Origin of the sequence: Inquilinus ginsengisoli (assembly GCF_031453975.1) — a bacterium.
GTDB lineage: Bacteria > Pseudomonadota > Alphaproteobacteria > DSM-16000 > Inquilinaceae > Inquilinus > Inquilinus ginsengisoli_A.
Window position 1 is genome coordinate 295,936 of record NZ_JAVDPW010000001.1, and the last position, 24,596, is coordinate 320,531.

Genomic DNA, 24,596 nt, shown 5'->3' on the forward strand with positions numbered 1-24,596 from the left:
GGAGGGCTGGGCGCGAGTCCGGCCCTCCCGCCGTGGTCAGAAGGCGAATTCGCCGACATTCGCCGGGGTGACGATCTCGGCCGGCCCGAGCACCACCTCGCCGCCGTCGCCGACCTTGTACTCGCCCAGCCGGCCGGCGGTGAAGCTGCTGCCCGGCTTGCCGTCCAGCTTGCACTGCGCCAGCGCCTGGGCGGCGTAGTAGGTGAGGTAGCCGAGGTCCTTGACGTTCCACCAGATGTCCTGGGCGGCGCCGCTCTCGATGTACTTGCGGATCAGCGAGGCCGGGGCCAGCCCGGTCAGCTTGATCTTGCCGGTCATCCCCGCCTGTTCCAGCGCCCGCGCCGCCGCCGGCAGGCCGATGCCGGCCGGGACGATGATGCCCTTCAGGTTGGGGAAGGCCTGCGCCAGGGCCAGCGCCTGCTGCTGGTTGACCTGCTCGCTCTCCTCGCCATAGGCGACCTGGACCAGCTTCATCTTGGCGAATTTCGGATCGCCGGCCAGCCGGGCCTTCATGAAGTCGATCCAGGCGTTCTGGTTGGTCGCGGTCGGGGTCGAGGACAGGATGGCGAACTCGCCCTCGCCGCCGATCATCTGGGCCATGCTCTCCAGCATCATCTCGGCCAGGCTGTCGCCCCTGGCCTGGTTCAGGAACAGGGTGCGGGCGGCCGGCGCGACGTCGGAATCATAGGACACCACGCGGATGCCCTGGGCCATCGCCCGCTTCAGCGCCGGGGCCACGGCGTTGGCGTCGTTGCCGGAGATGGCGATCACCTTCACCTGCTGCGACACCAGGTTGTTGATGAACTCGATCTGCGCCTCGGCCGTGGCCTGCGACGGGGCCTGCTGGATAACGGTGCCGCCAATCTCCTTCTGCGCCTCGTCCGCGCCGGTCTTGGCGACCTGGAAATAGGGATCGGTGTCCAGCTTCGGCAGGAAGCCGACGGTGACCGGGCTGGTGGCGCAGTCCTGCGCCAGGGCGGCGGCGGGGGCCAGGCTGCCGAGCAGTGCTGCGGCCAGGGCCAGGCGGGTGATACGCGACGTCATGGGATGGTGCCTCCTTGGGTTGCTTGTTGTGGGTCGTCCCGGCGCTTCGCATGGCGCCGATCATGGGGCCCGCGTCAGAGATCGCTTGAGAATGCGCTGGTATGAGTCGGCTGGTGGTGGTTTCGAGAACCGGAGCGCAGCGGACATCTACGTCCGTGAGCACCGGAAGCGCAGAAACTGCCATCAGACGGCCGTACCAGTAGCATTATCGAGCGATCTCTCGGGTCGAGCGCGGGCGAAGCCGTTCGAACAGGTGTTTCGACGCGTTGCTGAGCAGCAGCGCGCCGATCAGCAGCAGGCCGACGATGGTGCCCTGGGCGTCGCCGCCGATCTGGCTCAGGCCCAGCGCGTTGCGGATCACCGCGATCAGCACCAGCGCCCACAGCACGCCGGTCAGCTTGCCGCGGCCGCCGAACACGCTGACCCCGCCCAGCAGGGCCACGGTGATGATGTCGAGCTCGAACCCGACCGCGTTGTTGGCGCGGGCGTTGGCGAGGCGGGCGGTGAACACGATGCCGGCCAGCGACGAGACCAGGCCGGACAGCACGAACAGCCCCAGCCGCAGCCGCGCCACCCGGATGCCGGAATAAAGCGCGGTGGCGGGGTTGCCGCCCAGCACATAGATCCGCCGCCCGGCCGGAGTGTGCTGCAGCACCACCGCGAAGATCGGGGCCAGCACCAGGAACGGCACGATGGTCCAGGGGATCGGCGTGCCGAGGACGGAGTCGATGCCGAAATCGGTGAAGGAGTCCGGGAAGGTGTTGACCGAGGCGGAGCCGAGGATGATGTAGCCGATGCCCCGGAACATCGCCAAGGTGCCCAGCGTCACCACCAGCGACGGCAGTCCGAAGCGGACGACCAGCACGCCGTTGAAGGCGCCCAGCGCCGCGCCGGCCAGCAGCACCAGCGGGATGGCGGCGGGCATCGGCACCCCGGCCTGGACCATGACGCCGAGGATGACGCTGCTGAGCGCCAGGATGCTGGCGACCGACAGGTCGATCTCACGGGCGATGATCAGCAGCACCATCGGCAACACGATCAGCGCCTTTTCCGACACGCCGGCCGCCGCCTGGGACAGGTTGAATCGGGTGGCGAAGTTCGGCACCGCCAGCACGGCGTAGAGGATGACCGCCAGGGTCAGCACCGCCAGGAAGGTCTCCCAGCTGGCAAGGCGGCGAAGCCGGTCGCGCATCACACCGCTCCCTTCAGGCCGCGGCGGGCGATGGTGGCGTCGATCGCCACCGCGGCCAGGATCACCAGCCCGTAGATGCCCTGAAGCCACAGCGGGTCGACCCGCACCAGGGTCAGGCCGTTGTTGATCACCAGCAGCAGCAGGGCGCCCAGCACCGTGCCCAGGATGGTGCCGGCCCCGCCGCGGATGGCGACGCCGCCGACCACCACGGCGGCGATCACCGTCAGCTCGTAGCCCATGGCGACGCGGGCATCGACGGTGGCGTAGCGCGAGGCCCACAGGGCGCCGTCCAGCCCGGCCAGCAGCCCGGCGACGGCAAAGCTGGTCAGCACGCGGCGATGGGTCCTGATGCCGATCAGCGTCGCGCCGTCGGGGTTGGACCCGATGGCGTAGAGCTCACGCCCGGCCGGCAGATGGCGCAGCGCCAGGCCGGCGACCAGCAGGATGGTCACGGCGATGATGACGACGCCGGGTACCCCCAGCAGCCTGGCGCTGGTCATGTCCAGCCACGCCTGGGGCACCTGGTCGGCGCTGATCTGCTTGCCGCCGGCGACGATGCTGTTGAGCCCGCGGAACACCGCCAGCGTGCCCAGCGTCACCACGATCGACGGCACGCCGCCGCGGGTGATCACCAGGCCGTTGACCAGGCCGCAGGCGATGCCGGTGGCGCAGGCCACGCCCAGGCCGGCGGCGATCCCCAGCTCGGGATGCGCCTGCACCACGCTGGCGGCGGCATAGGCGGACAGGCCGATCACCGAGGCGATCGACAGGTCGATGTTGCGGGTGACGATGATCAGCATCTGCGCCACCGCGACGATGATCAGCAGCGCCGCATCCATCGAGATGGCGGTCAGGTTCTCCAGGCTCAGCACCCGCGGGTTGATCACCGCGATCGGCAGCAGGATGGCGGCGATCGCGGCCACCAGGCCCAGCTCCCGCCGTTTGGCGAAGCCGGCGAGGGAGCGGCGGGGCGAGGGGCTGGACGAGGTCGGGGCGGCGATCGGCGTGTCCGGGCGGGGCGGGGGCGCCGCCAGCGCGCCGGTCGCGGCCTGCATCACCCGCTCCTGCGTCGCCTCGGCAGCGGCGAATTCCCCGGCGACGCGGCCCTCGCGCAGCACCACCACGCGGTGGCACATGCCCAGCAGCTCCGGCAGCTCGGACGAGATCAGGATGATCGCCATGCCCTGGCGCGCCAGCTCGGCGATCATGGCGTGCACCTCGGCCTTGGTCTGGACGTCGATGCCCTGGGTCGGTTCGTCCAGGATCAGCAGGCGCGGATGCGTCGCCAGCCATTTCGACAGCACGATCTTCTGCTGGTTGCCACCGGACAGGGTCTTCACCGGCTGGTCCAGGCTGCGATAGCGCAGCTTGAGCTGTTCGACATAAGGCGTGACCAGCGCCCGCTCCTGCGCCGGGGCGATCAGGCCCAGCCTGGTCGTCTGGTCGATCACCGTCAGCGAGGCATTGGTCAGGATGTCAAAATCCATCACCAGGCTCTGGCCGATGCGGTCCTCGGAGACATAGGCGATGCCGGCCGCCATGGCGTCGCGCGGCGAGGCGAAGGCGACCGGGGTGCCGGCCAGCATGACCGTGCCGCGGTCCGGCGCATCGATCCCGAACAGCACGCGGGCGATCTCGGTGCGGCCGCTGCCGACCAGCCCGCCCAGGCCCAGGATCTCGCCGGGGCGGACCGCGAAGCCGATATCCTCGAACACCCCGTCGCGCGACAGCCCGTCGACCGTCAGCAGCGGCTGGCCTGCCGCCGCCGGCAGCTCCGGATACATCATGGTCAGCGACCGGCCGACCATCATCTGCACGGCACGGTCGCGCGGCAGGTCTGCCGTCCGCTCGGTGCCGACGAAGCGGCCGTCGCGCAGGATCGTGATGCGGTCGGCGATCTCGTAGATCTCGTCCATGCGGTGGCCGACGAACAGCATGGCGACGCCCTGCTGCTTCAGCCGGGCCACCACCTCGAACAGCCGGCGGACCTCGCGCTGCGACAGCGCCGCCGTCGGCTCGTCCATGATCAGCACGCGCGACCCCAGCGACAGGGCGCGGGCGATCTCGACCAGCTGCTGCTCCGAAGTGCGCAGGCGGCCGAGCGGCAGGTCCGGGCTGCAGTCCAGGCCGATCATGTCAAGCAGCTGCCGCGCCCGGCCGCGCACCGCGGCGTGGTCGACCGCGCCCAGCGCCGTGCGCGGCGTGTGCCCCATGAACACGTTCTCGGCGACGCTGAGATCGGGGAACAGGCCGGGGTGCTGGTGCATCACGGCGATGCCGGCGTGGCGGGCATCGACCGGGGAGGCGAAGGCGGCGGGGCGGCCATCGACCACGACATGGCCGGCATCGGGCCGGTACACCCCGGCCAGCAATTTCACGCAGGTGCTCTTGCCGGCGCCGTTCTCGCCGAGCAGCGCCACGACCTCGCCGGGCCACAGGGAAAAGGAGACGTCGTGCAGCGCCACGGTGCCGCCGAAGGACTTCGATGCGCCGGCCAGGCCGAAGCACTTCCGCGCGCCGACGAGGCCGTCGGACGGCATGGCGGTGACCTGGTTCATCGCACTCGGGGCTCCCTGCCATCGCTTCTTTTGCCCGAGGATGCATGACCGCAAGCGCTTGCGCAAGCGCTTGCGCGAAAGAGCCATCCGGTCGGATGTGTCGATCAGAGCGATGTCAGGCGATGCAGATAGCCCAGCGGGCCGGGGTCACCAGCGCAGGACGCGCTTGCCGGCGAAGTATCCGATCAGGACCACGATCCCGGTCGCCAGCGTGTACCAGGTGGCGACGAACAGCGGGCTGTCGTCCGGGCAATGCGCGGCATAGAAGGTCGCGGCGATGCCGGCGGCCACCAGCCCGGCGATCGCGCCGGCGGCGCCCGGCCGTCGCGGCGCGCCCAGGCGCAGGGCGAGCAGCAGCAGGGTGAGGGGGCCCAGCGCCATCAGCGGGATCAGGGACATGCACCACCGGGCGTTGGTGCCGATCCAGCGCGCGCCCCAGGTCGAGGTCGGCATCACGATCATCTCGGCCACCACGGCGGCGACCAGCAGAGCGGGGGCGGCGATCAGGGCCCAGCGCCAGGCGCCCAGCGGCACGCCCGGCCGCGCCAGGTGCAGGATCAGCCCGGTGGCGGTGACAGCCAGGGTCAGGGTGACCACGAACTTGAAGAGGTAGCGGACGGTGTCCATCGCCTGCATCACATCCGGCCGCACGCCGATGCCGACGAAGAAGATGGCCCCGGCCACGGCGGCGCCGCCGGCCATCGCAGCCGCGACAGCCTTGCCCAGCCGCCAGCGGACGGGCGCGTCCTGCGCCAGGGCGCTGATGAGGTCGTCGGTCTTCACCCGGGTCCACTCCGATACAAAACGGCCAGCGCCTTCAGGGCGCGGTGCAGGGCCACGCGCACGGCGCCTTCGGTCATCTTCAGGCGGGTGGCGGTGTCACGCACGCTGCTGCCCTCCACCGAGATCGACTGCACGATGTCGCGCTGCGGGTCCTTCAGCTGCGCCAGCAGCCGCGCGACGTCGCGCTGCTCCAGGCTGTCCGGCGGCTCTTCCGCCTCCAGCGTGTCGATCACGTCCTCGATCGGCACGTTGACCTGCCGGCCGCGCCGGCGCAGCGCGTCGATCAGCTTGTTGCGCACGATGGTCGAGATCCACGGGCCGATCGGCCGCGTGACGTCCCAGCTGGCCCGCTTGAGATGGATGGCCAGCAGCACTTCCTGGACGATGTCCTCGGCGTCGCTGCTCGCCGCGCCGAAGCGGTCGCCGCGCCGTCGGGCCAGGGCGCGCAGATAAGGCGTCACGGCCTCCAGGAACAGACGATAGGCGCCGGCATCGCCCGCAATCGCGGCTCGCATCCATGTCGCCCACTGCTCCTCCCGCGACGGATCATTCACGCGTCATCACCCCATACGGCTCCGGTCCCGGATTCGTTACAGATTGGCGGCCCGATATTTATTTGGGCGATCCCAGAATTTTTTCCCCGGCCCTGTAATAACAGCCCCCACGCTGTCGAAGAAGTCGTCACAAGGCCATCGCGGCCAGCGTCTTCTGCGGAACGGACACCATGGATCGTCATTCGCTCCCGCTTCCTTCGACGGCCATTGATCGGGTCCCGGCGCAGCATGCCGGGACGGACACCGCGACGGTGGTGCGGTCGAGCGTCGCAACCCCTGGGAAAGCTCAGGCCTTTCTCCCCGAAAGCTGACGTTTCCGCTACCCATCCATTCATTCGAACCGGATCACCGCGGCGTCGCCTGCTGGCCGACGCAACGCTCGAGCTTTGCCCGCAGGGGCAGGAAAGGATCCAGCAATGGCCATCGACGCCTACGACCTCTCGACCAGCGCCGCCAACCCCGCCGCGACCGCCGCCTTCGAGGAGGCGGTGCACGGCCTCGCCGCCCACCGGCCGTCGACCGGCGTCGCTCTCGGCCGGGCGCTGGTCGCCGATCCGGACCATGTCCCGGCCCTGGCGCTGAAGGGCTTCGCCAACCTGATCCTGGCGCGGGAGGAGCTGGCCGCGCCGGCGCGGGACGCCCTGGCGGCGGCCCAGGCGGCGCTGGCGGCCAAGGATGGCGGCACCGCCGACGAGCGGGCGCTGGTCGAGGCCCTCGGCCTCGCCGCCCAGGACCAGTTCACCCAGGCCGCCGACTGTCTCGATGCCCGCTTCGCCGACCGGCCGGCGACCTTCCTGCCGTTCAAGATCGCACATGCGCTGCGCTTCATGCTGGGCGACGCCAGGGGCATGCTGGCGGCGTCGCAGCGGATGATGGTGCGGTGGTCGGCCGACCGGCCCGCCGCGGGCTTCCTGCTGGGCTGCCACGCCTTCGCGGTCGAGGAGCACGGCGCCTACGGGGCCGCCGAGGCCTATGGCCGGCTGGCGGTCAGCCTGCAGCCGGAGGACGCCTGGGGCGCCCATGCCGTGTCCCATGTCCATGAGATGCGTGGCGACACCGAAGCCGGCATTGCCTGGCTGGAGGGCAGCCGCGCCAGCTGGTCCCGCTGCAACAATTTCAGCTTCCACATGGCCTGGCACCTGGCGCTGCTGCATCTCGAGCGCGGTGACCACGAGCATGTGCTGCGCCTGTATGACGAAGAGGTCCGGCCGCAGCCGACCGACGATTTCCGCGACATGGCCAATGCGGTGTCGCTGCTGTGGCGGCTGGACCGGCTGGGCGTCGATGTCGGCGGCCGCTGGACCGAGATGGCGGAGATCGCCCGCAAGCGCCGGGCCGACACCAGCCTGGTGTTCGCCTCGCTGCACACCCTGATCGCCCTGGTCGCGCTCGGCGACCGGCCGGCGGCGGCGGAGCTGCTGATGGCGCTGCAGGTCCGCGCCCAGGGCAATGGCGACCAGGCCCGGGTGGCGGCCGAGGTCGGCCTGCCCCTGGCCCGCGCCATCACCGGCATGGGCGCCGAGCGCGGATCGCTCGACCGCATCGCCGCGTCGGTGCCCCGGCTCGGCGGCAGCAACGCCCAGCGCGACCTGTTCGTGCTGGCCCTGGCCGAAGCCGCCGTCCGGCGCGGCGACCACGGCGCCGTCCAGGCGATCCGCGGCGCCCGTCGCCGCCTGAAGGCCGAGGACCGGCTGATCGAGGCCGTCGATGGCCGCACCCCCTCCAACGCCCGCCTGCGCGCTTTGCGCTGACGGCCGTCGAATACGGATTTTGAACGGAGACCATCATGACCATGACCCAGACCACCCCGTCTTCCTCGCCGTCGCTGTTTCCGGCGATCACCGGCCGGCTCGTCCCGACCATCCTGCTGGCCGGCATCCTCGCCGACGTCACCTGGGAGGTATGGGCCCGCGGCATCACCCCGTTCCTGGTCGGCGGGCCGCTGCAACCGGCGGCGCTGGTCCAGTCCGTCTTCGGGTTCCAGAGCTGGGTGGCCGGCGAGCTGATCCACGCCATCACCGGCATCGTGTTCTACCCGATCGGGTACCTGTTCATCGCCCGGCCGCTGCAGCGCGCCATCCTGCCGAAGCTGCCGCTGCTGCTGACCGGCACCGGCTTCGGCATCGGGCTGTGGATCTTCGCGCTCTACATCATGGCGCATCTCATCGCCGGGCTGCCCGCCTTCCTCAACTTCATCCCGCTGGCCTGGGCCTCGCTGGCCGGGCACATCCTGTTCGGACTGGTCGTCGCCTTCGTCGTACGCTTCCGCGAGTCCCAGACCGCTGAAAGCCAGATGTGATGACCCGGATTGCCGACACGATCGCCGCCACCCTGCACGCCCATGGCATCCGCCACGCCTTCGGCATGCCGGGCGGCGAGGTCGTGACCCTGATCGACGGGCTGGAGGCGGCGGGCATCCGCTTCCACCTGGCCCGGCACGAGACGGCGGCGGCGATCATGGCCGCCGGCGCCTCGGTCACGACCGCCACGCCCGGCCTGCTGGTGGTCACTGTCGGGCCGGGGCTGGCGAATGCGGTCAACGGCATCGCCGACGCGGCGCAGGAGCATGTGCCGCTGGTGGTGATCTCCGGCATCGTCGACCGGCCGACCCGGGCCCGCTACACCCACCAGGTGATCGACCACGCGGCGCTGCTGCGGCCGCTGGTCAAGGCCAGCTTCGAGGTCGAGCCGGAAAGCGCCGGCCCGACCATGGCCCGGGCCCTGGCCCTGGCGCTGGCCGAGCCGATGGGGCCGGTGCATCTCGACCTGTCGCCGGCGGTCGCCGCCATGCCCGACCCTGCGCCGCAGGTGGTGGCCCCGCCGGCGGTGCTGCGCCCGCGCATCGGGCCGCAGGACCTGGCGATCGCGACCCTGGCGCAGCGCCTGTCGCAGGCCCGCCGGCCGCTGATCCTGGCGGGGCTGGAGGCGGCACAGCGCGGCGCCGGCCCGGCGCTGCTGCGCCTGGCCGAAACGCTGGGCGCGCCGGTCGTCACCACCTACAAGGCCAAGGGCCTGGTGCCGGAAGATCATGCCCTGGCGCTGGGCGGGGCCGGGCTGTCGCCGCTGGCCGATGCCGTGCTGCTGCGGCTGTTCGGCCAGGCCGACCTGCTGCTGTTCGTCGGCTACGACCCGATCGAGATGCGCCTCGGCTGGCTCGACCCCGTCTCGGATCCCGAGCGGATCATCGAGGTCACCGCCGCCCCGGCCGACCATGCCATGCACCAGGCCGGGCTGCGCCTGCTGGCCGATCCGGCCGCCGCCGTGGCGGCCCTGGCCCAGGTCGTGGTGCCTGGCAAGACCTGGCCCGAAGGTGAGCCGGCCGTCGCACGGGCGCAACTGATGGAACGCTTCGCCGCCCCGGCCGACTGGGGGCCGCACGCCATCGTCGAGACGCTGAACCAGACGGTGGAGGATGGCGACCTCGTCACCGTCGACGCCGGGGCCCACCGCATCCTCTTGTCCCAGAAATGGGTGGCGCGCCGGCCGCTGTCGCTGCTGCAATCCGCCGGGTTCTGCACCATGGCCGGGGCGCTGCCGCTGGCGATCGGCGCCCAGGTCGCCGACCCCGCCCGCCGCGTCGTCGCGGTGATGGGCGATGGCGGGCTGGAGATGGGGATCGGCGAGCTGGCGACGCTGCGCGACCTCGGCCTGCCCGTCACCATCGTGCTGTTCCAGGACCGCAGCCTGGCCCTGATCGCCCTGAAACAGGATGCGGCCGGGCTGGCGCCCCACGGCGTCGCCCTCGGCCAGACCGATTTCGCCACCGTCGCCATCGGCTTCGGCGGCCATGGCCGCACCGTTGGCAACGTGGCCGATCTGCGCGCCGAACTCGCCGCCGCCCGCGGCCGCGACCGCTTCACCCTGATCGCCTGCAGGTTCGATGCCGATGCTTATCACCAAGCCTTCTGAGCTGCGGCTGCCGCCGGCGGGACTGTCCAGCGCCCCCCAGGCCAGCGCGCCACAGGGCAAGCCGTGGCGCGACCCTCGGCTCGACGTCTTTCGTGGCATCGGGATGCTGATCATCCTGGTGGCACACATCCCCGACAACCAGTGGATCCTGTGGATCCCGGCGCGGTTCGGCTTCTCCGACGCCACCGAGATGTTCGTGTTCCTGTCCGGCATGGCCTCGGCCATCGCCTTCGGCCGGGTGTTCGACCGCGAGGGCTTCGCCCGCGGCACCGGCCGGGTCGCGCGCCGGGTGTGGCAGATCTACTGGATCCATGTCGCGGTCTTCGTCGTCATCGCCGCGCTGGTGGCGGCGGCCGGCATGCGGCCGGGCGGCGAGAGCTACATCGTCGAGCTGAACCTGCCGCATTTCTTCGCCGATCCCGCCGCCCTGCTGCCGCGGTTCATGGCCCTGGCCTATGTGCCGAACTACTTCGACATCCTGCCGATGTACCTGGTGATCCTGGCGCTGATGCCGGCAATGATCCTGGCCGAACGGCTGCACCGGGCGCTGCCCTTCGTGCTGATGGCGGCGATCTGGGGCCTGACCCAGGCGCATCTGCTGGACCTGCCGGCCGAGCCCTGGTCGGACCGCAGCTGGTTCTTCGACCCGTTCGGCTGGCAGCTGCTGTTCTATCTCGGCTTCTTCCTGATGCGCGGCACCCTGCCGGCGCCGGGCTTCAGCCGCATCCTCATGGCGGTCGCCGTGGTCTTCATCCTGGCGACGGTGCCCTTCGCCTGGTACCGCATCATCGAGGCCTCGCCCTTCTTCGGCGGCTGGGCGCAGACCCTGATGCCGCTGACCGACAAGACCCATTTCGGGGTGCTTCGCCTGGCCCATTTCCTGGCGCTGGCCTATGTCGCGGTCCAGCTGGTCGGGCCGGCCGGGCGGCGACTGAAGGGGCGGGCGGTCACCGTGATCTCCAAGGTCGGGCAGCAGACGCTGGCGGTGTTCGTCACCGGCATGGTCACGGCGCAGGTGCTGGGCATGGCGCTGGATCACACCGGCCGCGACCCATTCACCACCGCCGCCGCCAACCTCGCCGGCTTCGGCGTGCTGATCGCGGTGGCCTATGCCGTCTCCTGGTTCAAATCGGCGGCGCCCAGGGCCGCGGCAGTGCCGGCATGATGGCCGCCGGCAGCCTCGACGGCCTGCGCGTGCTCGACCTGTCGCGCATCCTGGCCGGCCCCACCGCGACCCAGCTGCTGGCCGATCTCGGCGCCGAGGTGATCAAGGTCGAGCGGCCGGGTGAGGGCGACGACACCCGCGGCTGGGGCCCGCCCTTCGTGCCCGGGCCGGATGGCGGTGACAGCGACATCAGCGCCTATTTCCTGTGCGCCAACCGCGGCAAGCGGTCGATCGCCATCGACCTGGCGACGGCGGAGGGGGCGGCGCTGGTCCGCCGGCTGGCCGCGGTCTCGGATGTGGTGGTCGAGAACTACAAGCCCGGCGACCTCGCCCGGTACGGCCTGGCCTATGAAGACCTGCGCCGCGTGAAGCCGGACATCGTGTGGTGCGCGATCTCCGGCTTCGGCCAGACCGGGCCCTATGCCGACCGCATCGGCTACGACTTCCTGGTCCAGGCCATGGGCGGGATCATGAGCATCACCGGCGATCCCGCCGGCGCCCCGGCCAAGGTCGGGGTCGGCATCGCCGATGTGATGTGCGGGATGTACGCGACGGTCGGCATCCTCGCCGCCCTCCGCCACCGCGACCGCACCGGCGAGGGGCAATATATCGATCTGTCGCTGTACGATGCGCAGGTGTCCTGGCTGGTCAATGCCGCCACCAACCATCTGGTGTCCGGCGCCGTGCCGCGGCGCCTCGGCAACCGCCACCCGAACATTGCGCCCTACCAGACCTTCGCGGCGGCCGACGGCCACATCGTCGTCGCGGTTGGCAACGACGCGCAATTCGCCCGTTTCGCCGCGGTGATCGGCCGGCCGGAACTGGCCGAGGACGACCGCTTCCGCCGCAACCGCGACCGCGTGGTGAATGTCGATGCGCTCGATGACCTGATCGCGCCCGAACTGCTGAGGCAGCCGGCCGCCGCCTGGATCGAATGGCTGACTGCGGCGGCGGTACCGGCCGGGCCGGTCGCCGGCATCGACCAGGTGCTGGCCGACCCGCACACTTTGGCGCGGGAGATGGTGGTGACGCTCGACCGCGACGACGGCCCGCCGGTGCGGGTGCTGGGCAACCCGCTGAAGCTGTCGGCGACGCCGGTCCGGCTCGACCGGGCGCCGCCGCATCTCGACCAGGACCGGGCGGAGGTGCTGGCGATGCTGGCCGAGCGGGAGGCCGCGGAATGAGGGCGGTCTGCGCCATTGCCGCGGCAGCGCTGCTGCTGGCCCTGGGTCCGGTGGCGGCGGCCGGCGACGCCTCCTGCGGCGGGGACGTGCCGTGCCGGGTCGAGGGCGGCGACTATCGCATCGCCCTGCCTCCGGGCGGGGCGCCGGCCGGGGTCTATTTGTTCTTCCATGGCTATGAGGGCTCCGCCGCCGACCAGATGCAGGCGACCGACCTGATCGCGACCGCCCGCGCCCATGGCTACGCCTTCGCCGCCGCCGACGGGCTCGGCCGCACCTGGTCGTTCGAGAATTCGCCCACCCAGGACCGCGATGAGACCCGCTTCGTCGGGCAGGTCCTTGACGACCTGCAGCGCCGCTTCGGCTTCGGCCCGGACCGGGTGGTGGTCGGCGGCTTCTCGCAGGGCGCGTCGATGGCCTGGTATGTGGCCTGCCATCTCGGCGACCGCGTCGCTGGCGCCGTCACCTTCTCCGGCGTGTTCTGGGACCCGCTGCCGCAGCCGTCGGACTGCGAAACCGCGCCGCCGCCGATGATCCATTTCCACGGCCGTGCCGACCGCACCTTTCCGCTGGCCGGCCGCGCCATCGGCGATCGCTGGCACCAGGGCGACACCTTCGAGAGCCGGGCGGTGCTGGCGGCGCGGGGGCAATGCGGGCCGGAGGACACGCAACCGATGACGATCGCCGGGGTCGCCTGCGAGGTCACGCCGGGCTGCCTGCGCGGCGCCATCGCCCTCTGCCTGCACGACGGCGGGCATGAGGTGCGGGCGAACTGGCTCGACGGCGCCCTCGGTGCGCTGCCCGGGCTCGGCGTCCCCGGCGGCCTGCGGGCGGGGCAGTGATCCCGGCCGCAGCATAGCATCCGCGTGAGGTCAGGGTCCGTATGTGAAGGAATGTCGCAGGCGTTATTCCCGTAACACTACAACGCGGTCGGGCGAACCGGTTGATGCGACGCAATCGGCATGGCCGATCGGGAGGTCTGGATCATGATCACGAGACGTCTGCTCCTGACCGGTGGGGCCACCGGCCTTGTCCTGGCCCTGGCCGGCACCTGGCGGCCCGGGACGTCCATTGCCGACGAGGTGTTCGAGGTCACCCACACCGAGGCCGAATGGCGGCGTATGCTGACGGCGGACCAATACGCGGTGCTGCGCGAGGCGGCGACGGAACGCCCCTACACCAGCCCGCTGCTGCATGAGGAGCGGTCCGGCAAGTTCGCCTGCGCCGGCTGCGACCTCGACCTGTTCTCCTCGACCACCAAATTCGACAGCGGCACCGGCTGGCCCAGCTTCTGGTCGCCGCTGGACAACGCCGTCGGCACCACCAGGGACACCTCCTACGGCATGATCCGCACCGCCGTGCATTGCCGCCGCTGCGGCGGCCACCTCGGCCATCTCTTCGATGACGGCCCGGCGCCGACCGGGCTGCGCTACTGCATGGACGGCGTCGCCATGACGTTCAAACCCGCGGCCGCCTGACCGCAAAGAGCCGACCATGATCCTGATCCTGCTGGCCTATCTCGGTGGCGTGCTGACCATCGTCAGCCCCTGCATCCTGCCGGTGCTGCCCTTCGTCTTCGCCCGGGCGGACCGGCCGTTCATGAAGAGCGGGCTGCCGATGCTGATCGGCATGGCGGTGACCTTCGCCGCGGTCGCCACCCTGGCCGCGGTGGCCGGGGGCTGGGCCGTGGCCGCCAATGAATGGGGCCGCATCGCCGCGATCGTGCTGCTGGCGGTGTTCGGCGTGACCCTGCTGTTCCCCGCCTTGGCCGACCGGCTGACCCGGCCCCTGGTCGCGCTGGGCAGCCGGCTGTCGCAATCAGCGGACGGCGCAGCCGAGACCCACCGGTCCCCGGCGCTGGCGTCGCTGCTGCTCGGCGTCGCCACCGGCCTGCTGTGGGCCCCCTGCGCCGGCCCGGTGCTGGGCCTGATCCTGACCGGCGCCGCCCTGAACGGCGCCAATGTCGGCACCTCGCTGCTGCTGCTGGCCTATGCCCTGGGCGCCGCCACCTCGCTGGCCCTGGCGCTGCTGATCGGCGGCCGGGTATTCGCGGCGATGAAGCGGTCGCTCGGCGTCGGCGAATGGATCCGCCGCGGCCTCGGCGTCGCGGTGCTGGCGGGGGTCGTGGCCATCTCGCTGGGCCTCGACACCGGCCTGCTGACCCAGGTGTCCCTGGCCAGCACCTCGTCGCTGGAGCAGGGTCTGATCGACAAGCTCAAGCCGGCCGACCAGGCCGCCAATGGCGCTCCGGCCTCCTCCGTGGTCATGAACGGCAACCCCGGCGTGATGATGAAGAGCGACCAGGCGGGGGCCGCGGATGGCGCCAACCCGGCGATGATGATGAAGGCCAAGCCGGCCTCCGCCCAGGCAGAGGCCCTGCCGGTGCTGGGGACGTTCCCGGCGCTGACCGGCGCGGTCGACTGGCTGAACTCGCCGCCGCTGACGGTGGACGGGCTGAAGGGCAAGGTGGTGCTGGTCGACTTCTGGACCTATTCCTGCATCAACTGCCTGCGCGCCATCCCCTATGTCCGCGCCTGGGCCGACAAGTACCGGGACCAGGGGCTGGTGGTGATCGGCGTGCATTCGCCCGAATTCGCCTTCGAGCGCAACGTCGACAATGTGCGCAAGGCGATCGCCGACCTCAAGATCGACTACCCCGTCGCGATCGACAACAACTACGGCATCTGGCGCGCCTTCGAGAACGAGTACTGGCCGGCGCATTACTTCATCGACGCCAAGGGCCAGATCCGGCACGAGCATTTCGGCGAAGGCGACTATGACGGGTCCGAGCGGGTGATCCAGCAGCTGCTGGCCGAAGCCGGGCACAAGGATGTCGCCGGCGGGCTGATCTCGGTCAGCGCCACCGGGGCCGAGGCCGCGTCGGACAGCGGCGACGTCCAGTCGCCGGAGACCTATGTCGGCTTCAACCGGGCTGAGAACTTCGTCTCGACCGGCGGGGTGGTGCAGAACACCAGCCATGTCTATGCGGTCGAGACGCCGCGGCTGAACGAATGGGGCCTGGCGGGCGACTGGACGGTGGGCGGCGAGCGCGCCGCGCTGAACCAGGCCGACGGCAGCATCGTCTACCGCTTCCACGCCCGCGACCTGCACCTAGTGCTGGGGCCGGGGGCGGACGGCAAGCCGGTGCGGTTCCGCGTCACCATCGACGGCGCGGCGCCCGGCGCCAGCCATGGCGTCGACACCGATGCCGACGGCCAGGGCACGGTGACCGGGCAGCGCCTGTACCAACTGATCCGGCAGGCCGGCCCGATCGCCGACCACACCTTCGAGATCCATTTCCTGGAGCCGGGCGTCCAGGCCTACGCCTTCACCTTCGGCTGACAACGGAGCTGAACCATGATCCGGACTCCCCACAAGACCCGATCCGCGGCCTGGCGCCGCCTGCCGGCGCTGGCCGGGGCCGTCGCCCTGCTGGCGCTGGCGGCCGGCCTGTCGATCGACCGGTCCTCGGCCGAGGAGGCGCGGGCGGTGCCGGCGCCGGCGGTCGACGAGGCCGCGGCGTCGGGCACGGCGACCGAGACCGCGGTGCTGGCCGGCGGCTGCTTCTGGGGCGTGCAGGGCGTTTTCCAGCACGTCAAGGGCGTCACCAACGCCGTCTCGGGCTATGCCGGCGGCGAGGCCGGCACGGCGCAGTACGAGACCGTCAGCGGCGGCGACACCGGCCATGCGGAATCGGTGAAGATCACCTACGACCCGCGCCAGATCAGCTACGGCCGCATCCTGCAGATCTACTTCTCGGTCGCGCATGACCCGACCCAGCTGAACCGCCAGGGCCCGGACAGCGGCACCCAGTACCGCTCGGCGATCTTCCCGCTGGATGCGGACCAGGCGCGGATCGCCAAGGCCTATATCGCCCAGCTGAACCAAGCGAAGGTGTTCGACGCGGCGATCGTGACCAAGATCGAGCCGGGCCGGGCCTTCTACCCGGCCGAGAGCTACCACCAGGACTTCCTGACCCGGAACCCGACCTACCCCTACATCGTCTTCAACGACCTGCCGAAGATCGACGACCTGCAGCGCCTGCTGCCCGCCGTCTACCGCCCCGACCCGGTGCTGGTGGCGTCTCAGCCGACGAACTGAACGTCGGGCGCTAGGGGGAGGCGTAGGTCGGGTTCGCAAGCGCGAACCCAACCTACGTCCCCGAGTTCGTTTTTTCAGTGTCATTGCCCGGCATCGTCCGGAATGCGGTCGTAGGGAACACCGGTGGCTGCGGCGAACAGGCCGTTGCCCGGCGGGCCGCGATCTGCCACCATCGCTATATTCGATGGAATATATCGAATGGAGATCGGACGTGCCAACCCCGTCGGCCCACCTGCACCTGCCCTTGCTCCGGAATGGCCCGGCGCCGCTGCCGTTCCCGGTACCGGCTCCGGCTGCGCGCAGCCGCTCCAGCGAGCTTGCCGGCCTGCCGGCCCGGCGCGACCGGGTCTGGGACCTGTCGCCGAACCTGCATTGCTCGGTGGTCGGCACCTGCCTGACCACGGCCGAGCTGCGCCAGCTCTTCGCCAAGCTGAACGACCCGGATGCGCGCACGGCGTCCGACCACACGCTGCATGGCCGCGCGGTGCGGGCGGCGGGGCAGAAGGACGTGGCCGGCAAACTTCTGAACAAGCTGCTGGACAAGCGCCACGAGGGGCCGGTCAAGCGCTTCGCCAAGGCCAGGACGACGGCGGAGGTGCGGGCCCTGTGGCGCGAGGCGCTGGAGCGCGGCGACATCCCCGGCGCCTATTGGGCGGTTCTGACCCATCCCGCCACCGACCAGGGGCTGGTGCAGGAGGTGTTCGGCGAGGTCCACATGCTGTCGCACCTCGTCGGCATGTCCAACCGCGCCGACATCGCCCGGCTGCGGCATCTGGAGCAGGAGCTGGGCGGGCGCGACGAGAAGATCGCCCGGCAGGAGGCGCGGCTGCAGCAGATGGCGGCGGAGCGCGAGGCGCTGGCCCGCCGGGTCGAGGAGCTGGAGCATGCGCGGCACAACGCTGCGGCCCGACCGCTCCAGGTCGGGGACGGTGAGGACCCCGCGCCGGTGCTGAAGCGGCGGCTGACCGACGAGCAGGCGCGATCGGCCGTGCTGGCGGAGCGGCTGGCCGCGCAGGAACAGGTCATCGCCCGCCAGGACGACAAGATGCTGCGGCTGAAGGAGGATGTGGCGGCCCTGGGCAGCGAGCTCGCCTCGCTGGAGGCGGCGCTGGCCGGGCCGGACGAGGACGCTTCGGAGACCGCCGAGGGTGCCCCCGACCTGCAGGGGCGGCGGCTGCTCTATGTCGGCGGCCGGCCCAAGCAGGTCGAACAGCTGCGGGCGCTGGCCCGGCGCTTCGGCGGCGAGCTGCTGAGCCATGACGGCGGCATCGAGGACAATGTCGCGCTGCTGCCCGGCCTGCTCAGCCAGTCGGACATCGCGTTCTTCCCGGTCGACTGCGTCAGCCACCACGCCGCCGGCCAGGTCAAGCGCCTGTGCCGCGAGACCGACAAGCCCTTCCTGCCGCTGCGCAGCGCCAGCCTGGCCAGCTTCGTCGCGGCGATCGGCCGGCTGGACGGCGCCCTGGCGACGCCGTGACCCGGATCAGTCGCTAGTCGTCGTTCACGGCGAAGCGCCGCGGCGGCGGGCCGATGTCGCGGCGATCCGGCGGGGCGCCGCGCCGGCCCTTGGCCGCGAGCAGCGAGTCGGCGATCTCCTGCGAGCGGACCGCGAGCACCGAGAGCAGGGTGTCGCTTAAGCCGTGCGAGGTTTCCGAAGTGCCCTGAAGGTGGATCTGCGGCCGGAAGTCCGGCCGGGTCCGCAGCCGGTAGTCACGGTCGACCGCGAAATCCTCGACATAGGGGGCGAGGGCCGAGAGCAGCCGGTGCCCGGTCTCGCGATCATAGCCGGTGGCCAGCACCACCGCGTCGTAGCGGCGCGGCCCGGCGGTGCCGGCGATGCCGTCGACCACCACCAGCTCCAGCCCGTCGGCGCCGGCCGCCGCATGGGTGACCTCGCTGCGCCCGAACAGGGCGAGCCGGGTGCAGCGGCGCACCTTCTGCTGGTACAGGATGGCGTAGATCTTCTCGATCAGGTCGGCGTCGACCACGGCGTAGTTGGTGTTGCGGAACTCGCGGATGATGGCGTCGCGCCGCGCCGCGGTCTGGCCGAAGACGTAGTCGGTGAAGTCGGGGTTGAAGATCTCGTTGACGAAGGGGGTGTCGTCGGCCGGCTTCAGCGCATGGCCGCGGAAGATCAGGTCGACCTTGAGCTCCGGGAAGCGGTTGTGCAGGTCCAGCGTGATCTCCGCCGCGCTCTGGCCGCCGCCGATCACCGCGACCCGGCCGGCCGGTTGCCGCTCCAGCCCCAGTTCGCCGATGCGGTCGAGGTAGCGGGCGGAGTGGAACACCCTGGCATCGCCGCCGAGCCGGGCGAACACCGCCGGGACGCGCGGGCTGCCGCCGGTGGCCACCACCAGGTTGTGGGCCCGGCGCACGGTTTCGCCGCCCGAGCCGGTGCGCGACCGCACCCGCAGGCAGGTGACCACGCCCTGCGCCGTCTCCGGCTCGATCGCCACCACCTCCTCGCCGTAGGAGCAGCGGTCCTCGAACCGCGCCGCCACCCAGCCGAGGTAGTCGTTGAACTCGACCCGGCTGGGGAAGAAGGTCTTCTGGTTGATGAAGGCCTCCAGCCGACCCTTCTCGTGGAGGTAGTTGATGAAGGTCAGCGGGCTGGTCGGGTCGCGCAGCGACACCAGATCCTTGATGAAGGAGATCTGCATGTCGCTGTCCGGCAGCAACATGCCGCCATGCCAGATGAAGCCGGGCTGCTTCTCGATGAAGTGATGGGCGCAGATCGCCCCGCGCCGCCGCACGGCGTCATCCAGCGCGATGGCGAGGGCGAGGTTGGAGGGGCCGAAGCCGACGCCGATGACGTCGTAGAGGGCGTCCTGGATCGTCATGGCGTGCACCGGGCGTGGGTCAGGCGGCGAGTTCGGCGGGGGCGGCGGCGGGCAGCCACAGCCGGTCGCCGAAGAAGCGCTCGCGCAGCAGCATCACCAGCGTCGCCCGCTTGTGCGGGAAGTCGAAATTCTTGATCTTGGCGAAGCCGGACTTCTCGAGGTTGCGGACCTGCTGGTGGTGCGCCGCCGCCGGCTCGCCGACGATGCGCTGGGTGCGGCAGTCGTCCAGCAGCATGTAGTGCACCAGCGAGGGCAGCCAGGCGCTGATATACGCCCGCCCGCGATAGGCGTCCTCGCCGACCACGACATGCCAGCCGCGGTCGTAGTCCTGGACGTCGTAGAACGGCGCCAGCCGGTTCTCCTTGGCCCAGTAGAGCTCGAAATAGGCGAAGGGCACGCCGTCGAAGCTGGCGATCAGCGGCAGCATGTGCGGGTCGGCGATCAGCCCCGAGAGATAGCGGCGGTGCTTCTCCAGGTCGCCATCCTCGTTCCAGAACGCCGCCACCCGTGGGTCGTTCATCCATTTGTGCAGATGGGGCAGGTCGTCCTCGACCGTCGCGGCGCGGAAGGCGATGGTCTGCTCCAGCCACGGGATGAACCGGGCATAGACCGTGCCCTGCGGCTTCGGCGGGCGCTGCGGATGGCGCTTGCCGTCGGTCATCACCAGGCGCTGCGGAAAGGCGGGCAGGTCGGGCCGGCCGAGCCAGGCATCCGCCTGCTGCATGAACAGCTCGGGCAGGATTGTGAGGGGGGCGGCCGCGGTCTCGACGGCGATGCCGCGGCGGCGCAGCGCGTCGGCCAGGTCGGCGCTGTCGCCGAGGTCGAGCGCCAGCCGCTCCAGCTCGGGATGCCAGCCCAGCGCAGCCTCGATCGCGGCGGACAGGCCGCGGATCGCCGCATCGGCCGGCCCGGCCGGGCGGCTGGTCAGGATCAGCCGGCCTTCCGCCGCGGACAGGCGCAGCGACAGCGGCTCGGCATCCCCCTGGCGGACGGTCAGGGCCTCGCCCTGGCGCAGGGTGACGACGGGCGCCCCGGTTCCAGCCGCGAAGGACGGAAACGCCGTGCCGGCCGACGGGGTGCGTCCAGCGTCCATCATCATCTCCTCATGCGGCTCCGGCCTCGTGCGGCTCGGGGCTCCGATCGAATCCGGCGGGTGCGTCAGGCCGGCAACTTTGTGCGATTGATTCTCAATGTCAAGCTCGCCGAAGCCGCCGGGCCCCGCGTCCGGGGAAGGGCAGGGGGCGGAAAAGGCGCTTGACACCCCATGCAACTGCAACTCATTATCATTCATAGCTTGAAGGAGACGGCAAGTCCAGACGCAACGTCATGGGCGCCTGTTTCTTGAGACTCGCAGGGAAGCGTCACGGCATAGAGGTACAGATATCCTTCCGAAAGACATCGGGCGGATGTTCGTGCGCTTGCACTGGTGGCGCATGGCTGCGTTCTTGGTTTTGTCTCACGCGATATCGGCAGGGGGTGCCTGATGGCTTTCGATCGGGAAGACACGGTGTTTCATGTCGTGGTCAATCACGAGGAGCAATTCTCGATCTGGCCCGACTACAAGGAGATCCCACAGGGCTGGACCGCCGTCGGCAAGACCGGCACCAAGGCGGAATGCCTGGCCTATGTCGCCCAGGTGTGGACCGACATGCGGCCCCTGACCCTGCGCCGGCACATGGATGGCGACGCGGCCGCCAAGACCGAAGCGGCCCCCTTCGTCGACGCGGCCCAGTGACGGCATGAGCGTCGCGGCGGCCCGGCTGTTCTGCCTGCCCTATTCCGGGGCCAGCGCCATGATCTATGCGCGCTGGCGGCGGCTGCTGCCGTCCTGGCTGGCGGTGCAGCCGGTCGAACTGCCCGGCCGCGGCACCCGCATGGCCGAGCCGCTGGGCACCGACCCGCACCGCCTGGCCGAAGCGCTGGCCGACGAGATCCGGGACGGGCTGGACGGACCCTACGCCCTGTTCGGCCACAGCCTCGGGGCGCTGCTCGCCTTCGAGCTGGCGCATGCCCTGCTGGACCGTGGCGCCCCGGCGCCGCTGGTGCTGTTCGCCTCGGGCACCGAGGCGCCGGCGGTCCGCGACGATCGCCGGTGGGAATGCCCGCGCAGCGATGCCGAGCTGATCGCCGATCTGCGAGGCTATCAGGGCACGCCGGAGGAGGCGCTGGCCGATGCCGAGCTGATGGCCCTGGTGCTGCCCGTGCTGCGCGCCGATTTCCTGATGTGCGGCGCCTATGCCCACCAGCCGCGCCCGGCCCTGCCGTGCCCGGTGCATGTCCTCGGCGGCACCCGCGACGACGTCGCGCGCCCGGCGCTGGAGGCCTGGGGGCGGGAGACCGCGGCCGATTTCGCCCTCGACCTGTTCGACGGCGACCACTTCTTCATCCACGCCCGCCAGGCCGAGGTGCTGCGCGTCGTCGACGCCAGCGTCTCCCGGCGGATCCATGGCGGCCCGGCCGCCTCGTCCCGTGCCGGCGGATCGCCGCCGCCCGCCGGCCGGGCCCTTCTGCGAGCATGAACCCATGGATGCTGTGAACACGAGCACCCTGACCGTCCGTCCGCTGCGCGACGGCGCCGCCTTGCCGCTGCTGGTCGAGGCCGCCGCCGGCACCGTGCCGTCGCTGATCGAAGCGCTGCCGGAGATCCGCGAGGTGGCCGACCGCCACCTGCTCGGCCATGGCGGCCTGCTGTTCCGCGGCTTCGCGCTGGACGGGGCGGCCGCGTTCCAGGGCTTCGCCGCCGGCTTCGGCCACCCGCTGCTGACCTACGAGTTCGGCTCGACCCCGCGCAGCAAGGTGACCCAGGGCGTCTACACCTCGACCGAATACCCGCCGCACCAGCACATCCCGCTGCACAACGAGCAGGCCTACACCCGCGACTGGCCGATGAAGATCTGGTTCTACTGCCAGCAGGCGGCGCCGGAGGGCGGCGAGACCCCGATCGCCGACAGCCGCGCCATCTACCGCGACATGCCCGAGGCGCTGCGCGACCGCTTCGCCGACAAGGGCCTGATGTATGTCCGCAACTACGGCAACGGCCTCGACGTGTCGTGGCAGCAGGTGTTCGACACCGAGTCCCGCGACGTGGTCGAGGCCTATTGCCGCCGGCACGGCATCGAGTGCGAGTGGAAGCAAGACGGCGAACTGCGCACCCGCCAGGTCTGCCAGGGCGCGATGGCCCATCCGGTGACCGGTGAGATGGTCTGGTTCAACCAGGCGCATCTGTTCCACGTCTCCAACCTCGAGCCCGAGGTGCGGGCGACCTTGCTGGAGCTGGTCGACGAGCCGGACCTGCCGCGCAACGTCTATTACGGCGACGGCTCGGCGATCGAGGACGAAGCGCTCGAGGTCGTGCGCGGCGTGCTCGAGGCCCACAAGGTCACCTTCCCCTGGCGGTCGGGCGACGTGGTGATGCTCGACAACATGCTCACCGCCCACGCGCGGGCGCCGTTCAAGGGACCGCGCAAGGTCATCGTCGCCATGGCGGAAGCGCACGGGCTGCGCTGACGCACCCGTTCCGCAGATGAGGCGCGCGGCCCCGACGGCGGGGCCGGCGCCGACACTCCGATGCTGGAGAAGGCCGTGTCGCTTTTCGGAATGCTGGTTCGCGGGTCACGGACGCTGTTCGTGGCGGCCCTGCTGGCCAGCCTGGCCTGCGGCGCCGCGGGCGCGGCCCTGGTGCTGCTGATCAACCGCGCGCTCTATGCGTCGGCGGAGACGCTGCCGCAATGGCTGGCGCCCTTCGCCGCCGCCGCCCTGGTGGCGATGCTGGCGCAGGTCGGCTCGCGCACCCTGTTCGCCCATCTCGGCCAGCGCGCGCTGGGGGCGCTGCGCCAGGTCATCGCCCGGGCGGTGGTCGCGGCGCCGACGCGGCGGCTGGAGACGGTCGGCCGGGCGCGCATCCAGTCGATGCTGACCGACGACGCCACCAACGTCGCCACCTTCTGCTTCGGCCTGCCGATCCTGGTGACCAACTCGGTGGTCATCCTTGGCGCCCTGATCTATCTCGCCACCCTGTCGCCGCTGCTGCTGCTGATCGCGGTGGCCACCATGGTGCTGGGTTCGGCCGGCTATCATCTCAGCCAGCGCCGGGTGCTGCGGCATCTCGGCCAGGCCGGGCGCAGCCAGGACCAGCTGTTCGGGCAGTTCGAGGCCCTGGTCGGCGGCACCAAGGAGCTGAAGCTGAACAGCGGCAAGGCGCGCCGCTTCCTCGATGTCGTGCTGGCCGGGGCGGTCGATGCTGTCGCCCGCAACCGCAGCCGCGGCATGGCGCTGCTGGCGATCGCCGATGGCTGGGGGCGGTTCCTGTTCATGGCGGTGATCGGCGTGGCGCTGTTCGCCCGGATCTGGGTGGTGCCGGAGCATGCCGGCGTGGTCACCGGCTACGTCATCGCCTTTCTCTACGTCATGGGGCCGTTGGAGGGGGTTCTGGCCAACATCCCCCATCTCAACATGGCCCGCGTGGCCCTCGGCCGCATCAACCGCACCTTGGCCGAGCTGGCGCCGGAGGGCGACGGCCTGCCGGCCGCGCCGGTGCCGGCCCGATCGGAAGTGACGCTGGCGCTGCAGGGCGTCACCCATGGCTACTATCACGAGCGCGACGACGAGGTGTTCACCCTCGGCCCGATCGACCTGACCCTGCGGCCGGGCGAGGCCACCTTCCTGGTCGGCGGCAATGGCTGCGGCAAGACCACGCTGGCGAAGCTGATCACCGGCCTCTACGCCGCCGAGGCCGGCACCATCCGGGTCGACGGCGAGGCGCTGGCCGAGCCGGGACGCGGCGCCTACCGCCAGATGTTCGCGGCCGTGTTCTCCGACTTCCACCTGTTCGAGACGCTGCTCGAGACCGCCGACGGGTCGCTCGACGCCCGTGCCAATGACTGGCTGCGCAAGCTGCATCTCGACCACAAGGTCACGGTCAAGGACGGCGCCTTCTCGACCCGCGACCTGTCGCAGGGCCAGCGCAAGCGCCTGGCGCTGGTGGCGGCCTGCCTCGAGGACCGGCCGGTGATGGTGTTCGACGAATGGGCGGCCGACCAGGACCCGCTGTTCAAGGATGTGTTCTACCGCGACATCCTGGGCGACCTGAAGGCGCAGCGGAAGACGCTGCTCGTGATCACCCATGACGACCGCTACTTCCCGCTCGCCGACCAGCTGATCAAGCTCGACCGCGGCCAGATCGTCGAGCGCAGCGTGGCCGACCCGGTCGAGCCGCCGGCACTTCGTGTCGCCGCCGGGCGCGATCTATCCCTTTCGCCGGTGTCATGAG

The 24,596-nt window shown here is 70.9% G+C and carries 21 protein-coding genes; 14 read left to right on the forward strand and 7 right to left on the reverse strand.

The features are described from left to right. Nucleotides 1-36: 36 nt before the first annotated feature. The 5 genes from E9232_RS01510 to E9232_RS01530 all read right to left on the reverse strand — a co-directional run bounded on the left by E9232_RS01510 (nt 37) and on the right by E9232_RS01530 (nt 6,131). Nucleotides 37-1,044: a rhamnose ABC transporter substrate-binding protein gene (locus tag E9232_RS01510; protein ID WP_309791712.1), complete on the reverse strand. Its 1,008-nt coding sequence runs from the start codon at nt 1,042-1,044 to the stop codon at nt 37-39. A gap of 205 nt (nt 1,045-1,249) precedes the next feature. Continuing rightward, nucleotides 1,250-2,236, reverse strand: a complete 987-nt coding sequence (locus E9232_RS01515) for an ABC transporter permease (RefSeq protein ID WP_309791713.1) — start codon at nt 2,234-2,236, stop codon at nt 1,250-1,252. Further along, nucleotides 2,236-4,794: an ATP-binding cassette domain-containing protein gene (locus E9232_RS01520; RefSeq protein ID WP_309791714.1), complete on the reverse strand. Its 2,559-nt coding sequence runs from the start codon at nt 4,792-4,794 to the stop codon at nt 2,236-2,238. Before E9232_RS01520 ends, E9232_RS01515 begins: the two co-directional genes overlap by 1 nt. Nucleotides 4,795-4,941: 147 nt before the next feature. Beyond that, nucleotides 4,942-5,577 carry an NrsF family protein gene (locus E9232_RS01525; protein ID WP_309791716.1) on the reverse strand — a complete coding sequence of 212 codons (636 nt, stop codon included), beginning with the start codon at nt 5,575-5,577 and terminating at the stop codon, nt 4,942-4,944. Next, a complete protein-coding gene (locus E9232_RS01530) occupies nt 5,574-6,131 on the reverse strand; it encodes a sigma-70 family RNA polymerase sigma factor (protein WP_309791717.1) in 558 nt (185 codons plus the stop codon). The genes E9232_RS01525 and E9232_RS01530 overlap by 4 nt, the downstream gene beginning before the upstream one ends. Before the next feature lie 416 nt (nt 6,132-6,547). Here E9232_RS01530 and E9232_RS01535 point away from each other — a divergent pair, with 416 nt between their 5' ends. From E9232_RS01535 to E9232_RS01580, 10 genes are all read left to right on the forward strand, one after another. Then, nucleotides 6,548-7,882, forward strand: a complete 1,335-nt coding sequence (locus E9232_RS01535; protein ID WP_309791718.1) for a tetratricopeptide repeat protein — start codon at nt 6,548-6,550, stop codon at nt 7,880-7,882. A 35-nt stretch (nt 7,883-7,917) separates the two neighbouring features. After that, nucleotides 7,918-8,430, forward strand: a complete 513-nt coding sequence (locus E9232_RS01540) for a hypothetical protein (protein ID WP_309791719.1) — start codon at nt 7,918-7,920, stop codon at nt 8,428-8,430. Then, nucleotides 8,430-10,040 carry a thiamine pyrophosphate-binding protein gene (locus tag E9232_RS01545; protein WP_309791720.1) on the forward strand — a complete coding sequence of 537 codons (1,611 nt, stop codon included), beginning with the start codon at nt 8,430-8,432 and terminating at the stop codon, nt 10,038-10,040. Before E9232_RS01540 ends, E9232_RS01545 begins: the two co-directional genes overlap by 1 nt. Continuing rightward, nucleotides 10,012-11,205, forward strand: coding sequence for an OpgC family protein (locus tag E9232_RS01550; RefSeq protein WP_309791721.1), 1,194 nt, complete (start codon nt 10,012-10,014; stop codon nt 11,203-11,205). The genes E9232_RS01545 and E9232_RS01550 overlap by 29 nt, the downstream gene beginning before the upstream one ends. After that, nucleotides 11,202-12,389, forward strand: coding sequence for a CaiB/BaiF CoA transferase family protein (locus tag E9232_RS01555; RefSeq protein ID WP_309791722.1), 1,188 nt, complete (start codon nt 11,202-11,204; stop codon nt 12,387-12,389). The genes E9232_RS01550 and E9232_RS01555 overlap by 4 nt, the downstream gene beginning before the upstream one ends. Next, nucleotides 12,386-13,228 carry a CE1 family esterase gene (locus E9232_RS01560; protein WP_309791723.1) on the forward strand — a complete coding sequence of 281 codons (843 nt, stop codon included), beginning with the start codon at nt 12,386-12,388 and terminating at the stop codon, nt 13,226-13,228. Before E9232_RS01555 ends, E9232_RS01560 begins: the two co-directional genes overlap by 4 nt. A gap of 144 nt (nt 13,229-13,372) precedes the next feature. Further along, nucleotides 13,373-13,864, forward strand: a complete 492-nt coding sequence (gene msrB, locus E9232_RS01565; protein WP_374710587.1) for a peptide-methionine (R)-S-oxide reductase MsrB — start codon at nt 13,373-13,375, stop codon at nt 13,862-13,864. A 16-nt stretch (nt 13,865-13,880) separates the two neighbouring features. Then, complete coding sequence (locus E9232_RS01570) at nt 13,881-15,728, forward strand: cytochrome c biogenesis protein DipZ (RefSeq protein ID WP_309791725.1); 1,848 nt, start codon at nt 13,881-13,883, stop codon at nt 15,726-15,728. A 15-nt stretch (nt 15,729-15,743) separates the two neighbouring features. After that, nucleotides 15,744-16,487 carry a peptide-methionine (S)-S-oxide reductase MsrA gene (gene msrA / locus E9232_RS01575; protein ID WP_309791726.1) on the forward strand — a complete coding sequence of 248 codons (744 nt, stop codon included), beginning with the start codon at nt 15,744-15,746 and terminating at the stop codon, nt 16,485-16,487. Between the two features lie 211 nt (nt 16,488-16,698). Next, nucleotides 16,699-17,964: a DUF2325 domain-containing protein gene (locus E9232_RS01580; protein WP_309791727.1), complete on the forward strand. Its 1,266-nt coding sequence runs from the start codon at nt 16,699-16,701 to the stop codon at nt 17,962-17,964. 13 nt (nt 17,965-17,977) lie between these two features. On the opposite strand, the gene E9232_RS01585 is transcribed toward E9232_RS01580, so the two are convergent. Together E9232_RS01585 and E9232_RS01590 are read right to left on the reverse strand one after the other, a co-directional pair. After that, the gene (locus E9232_RS01585) at nt 17,978-19,327 is read right to left on the reverse strand and encodes a lysine N(6)-hydroxylase/L-ornithine N(5)-oxygenase family protein (protein ID WP_309791728.1); all 1,350 of its coding nucleotides are present in this window, start codon (nt 19,325-19,327) and stop codon (nt 17,978-17,980) included. Between the two features lie 19 nt (nt 19,328-19,346). Further along, nucleotides 19,347-20,420: a GNAT family N-acetyltransferase gene (locus tag E9232_RS01590; RefSeq protein ID WP_309791729.1), complete on the reverse strand. Its 1,074-nt coding sequence runs from the start codon at nt 20,418-20,420 to the stop codon at nt 19,347-19,349. 390 nt (nt 20,421-20,810) lie between these two features. On the opposite strand from E9232_RS01590, the gene E9232_RS01595 reads away from it, so the two are divergent. The 4 genes from E9232_RS01595 to E9232_RS01610 all read left to right on the forward strand — a co-directional run bounded on the left by E9232_RS01595 (nt 20,811) and on the right by E9232_RS01610 (nt 24,595). Continuing rightward, nucleotides 20,811-21,062, forward strand: a complete 252-nt coding sequence (locus tag E9232_RS01595; RefSeq protein WP_309791730.1) for an MbtH family protein — start codon at nt 20,811-20,813, stop codon at nt 21,060-21,062. Nucleotides 21,063-21,066: 4 nt separating this feature from the next. After that, nucleotides 21,067-21,846, forward strand: a complete 780-nt coding sequence (locus E9232_RS01600) for a thioesterase II family protein (RefSeq protein WP_309791731.1) — start codon at nt 21,067-21,069, stop codon at nt 21,844-21,846. A 4-nt stretch (nt 21,847-21,850) separates the two neighbouring features. Further along, nucleotides 21,851-22,834: a TauD/TfdA family dioxygenase gene (locus E9232_RS01605; RefSeq protein WP_309791732.1), complete on the forward strand. Its 984-nt coding sequence runs from the start codon at nt 21,851-21,853 to the stop codon at nt 22,832-22,834. 75 nt (nt 22,835-22,909) lie between these two features. Beyond that, complete coding sequence (locus E9232_RS01610) at nt 22,910-24,595, forward strand: cyclic peptide export ABC transporter (RefSeq protein ID WP_309791733.1); 1,686 nt, start codon at nt 22,910-22,912, stop codon at nt 24,593-24,595. The last annotated feature ends 1 nt before the right edge of the window (nt 24,596 follow it).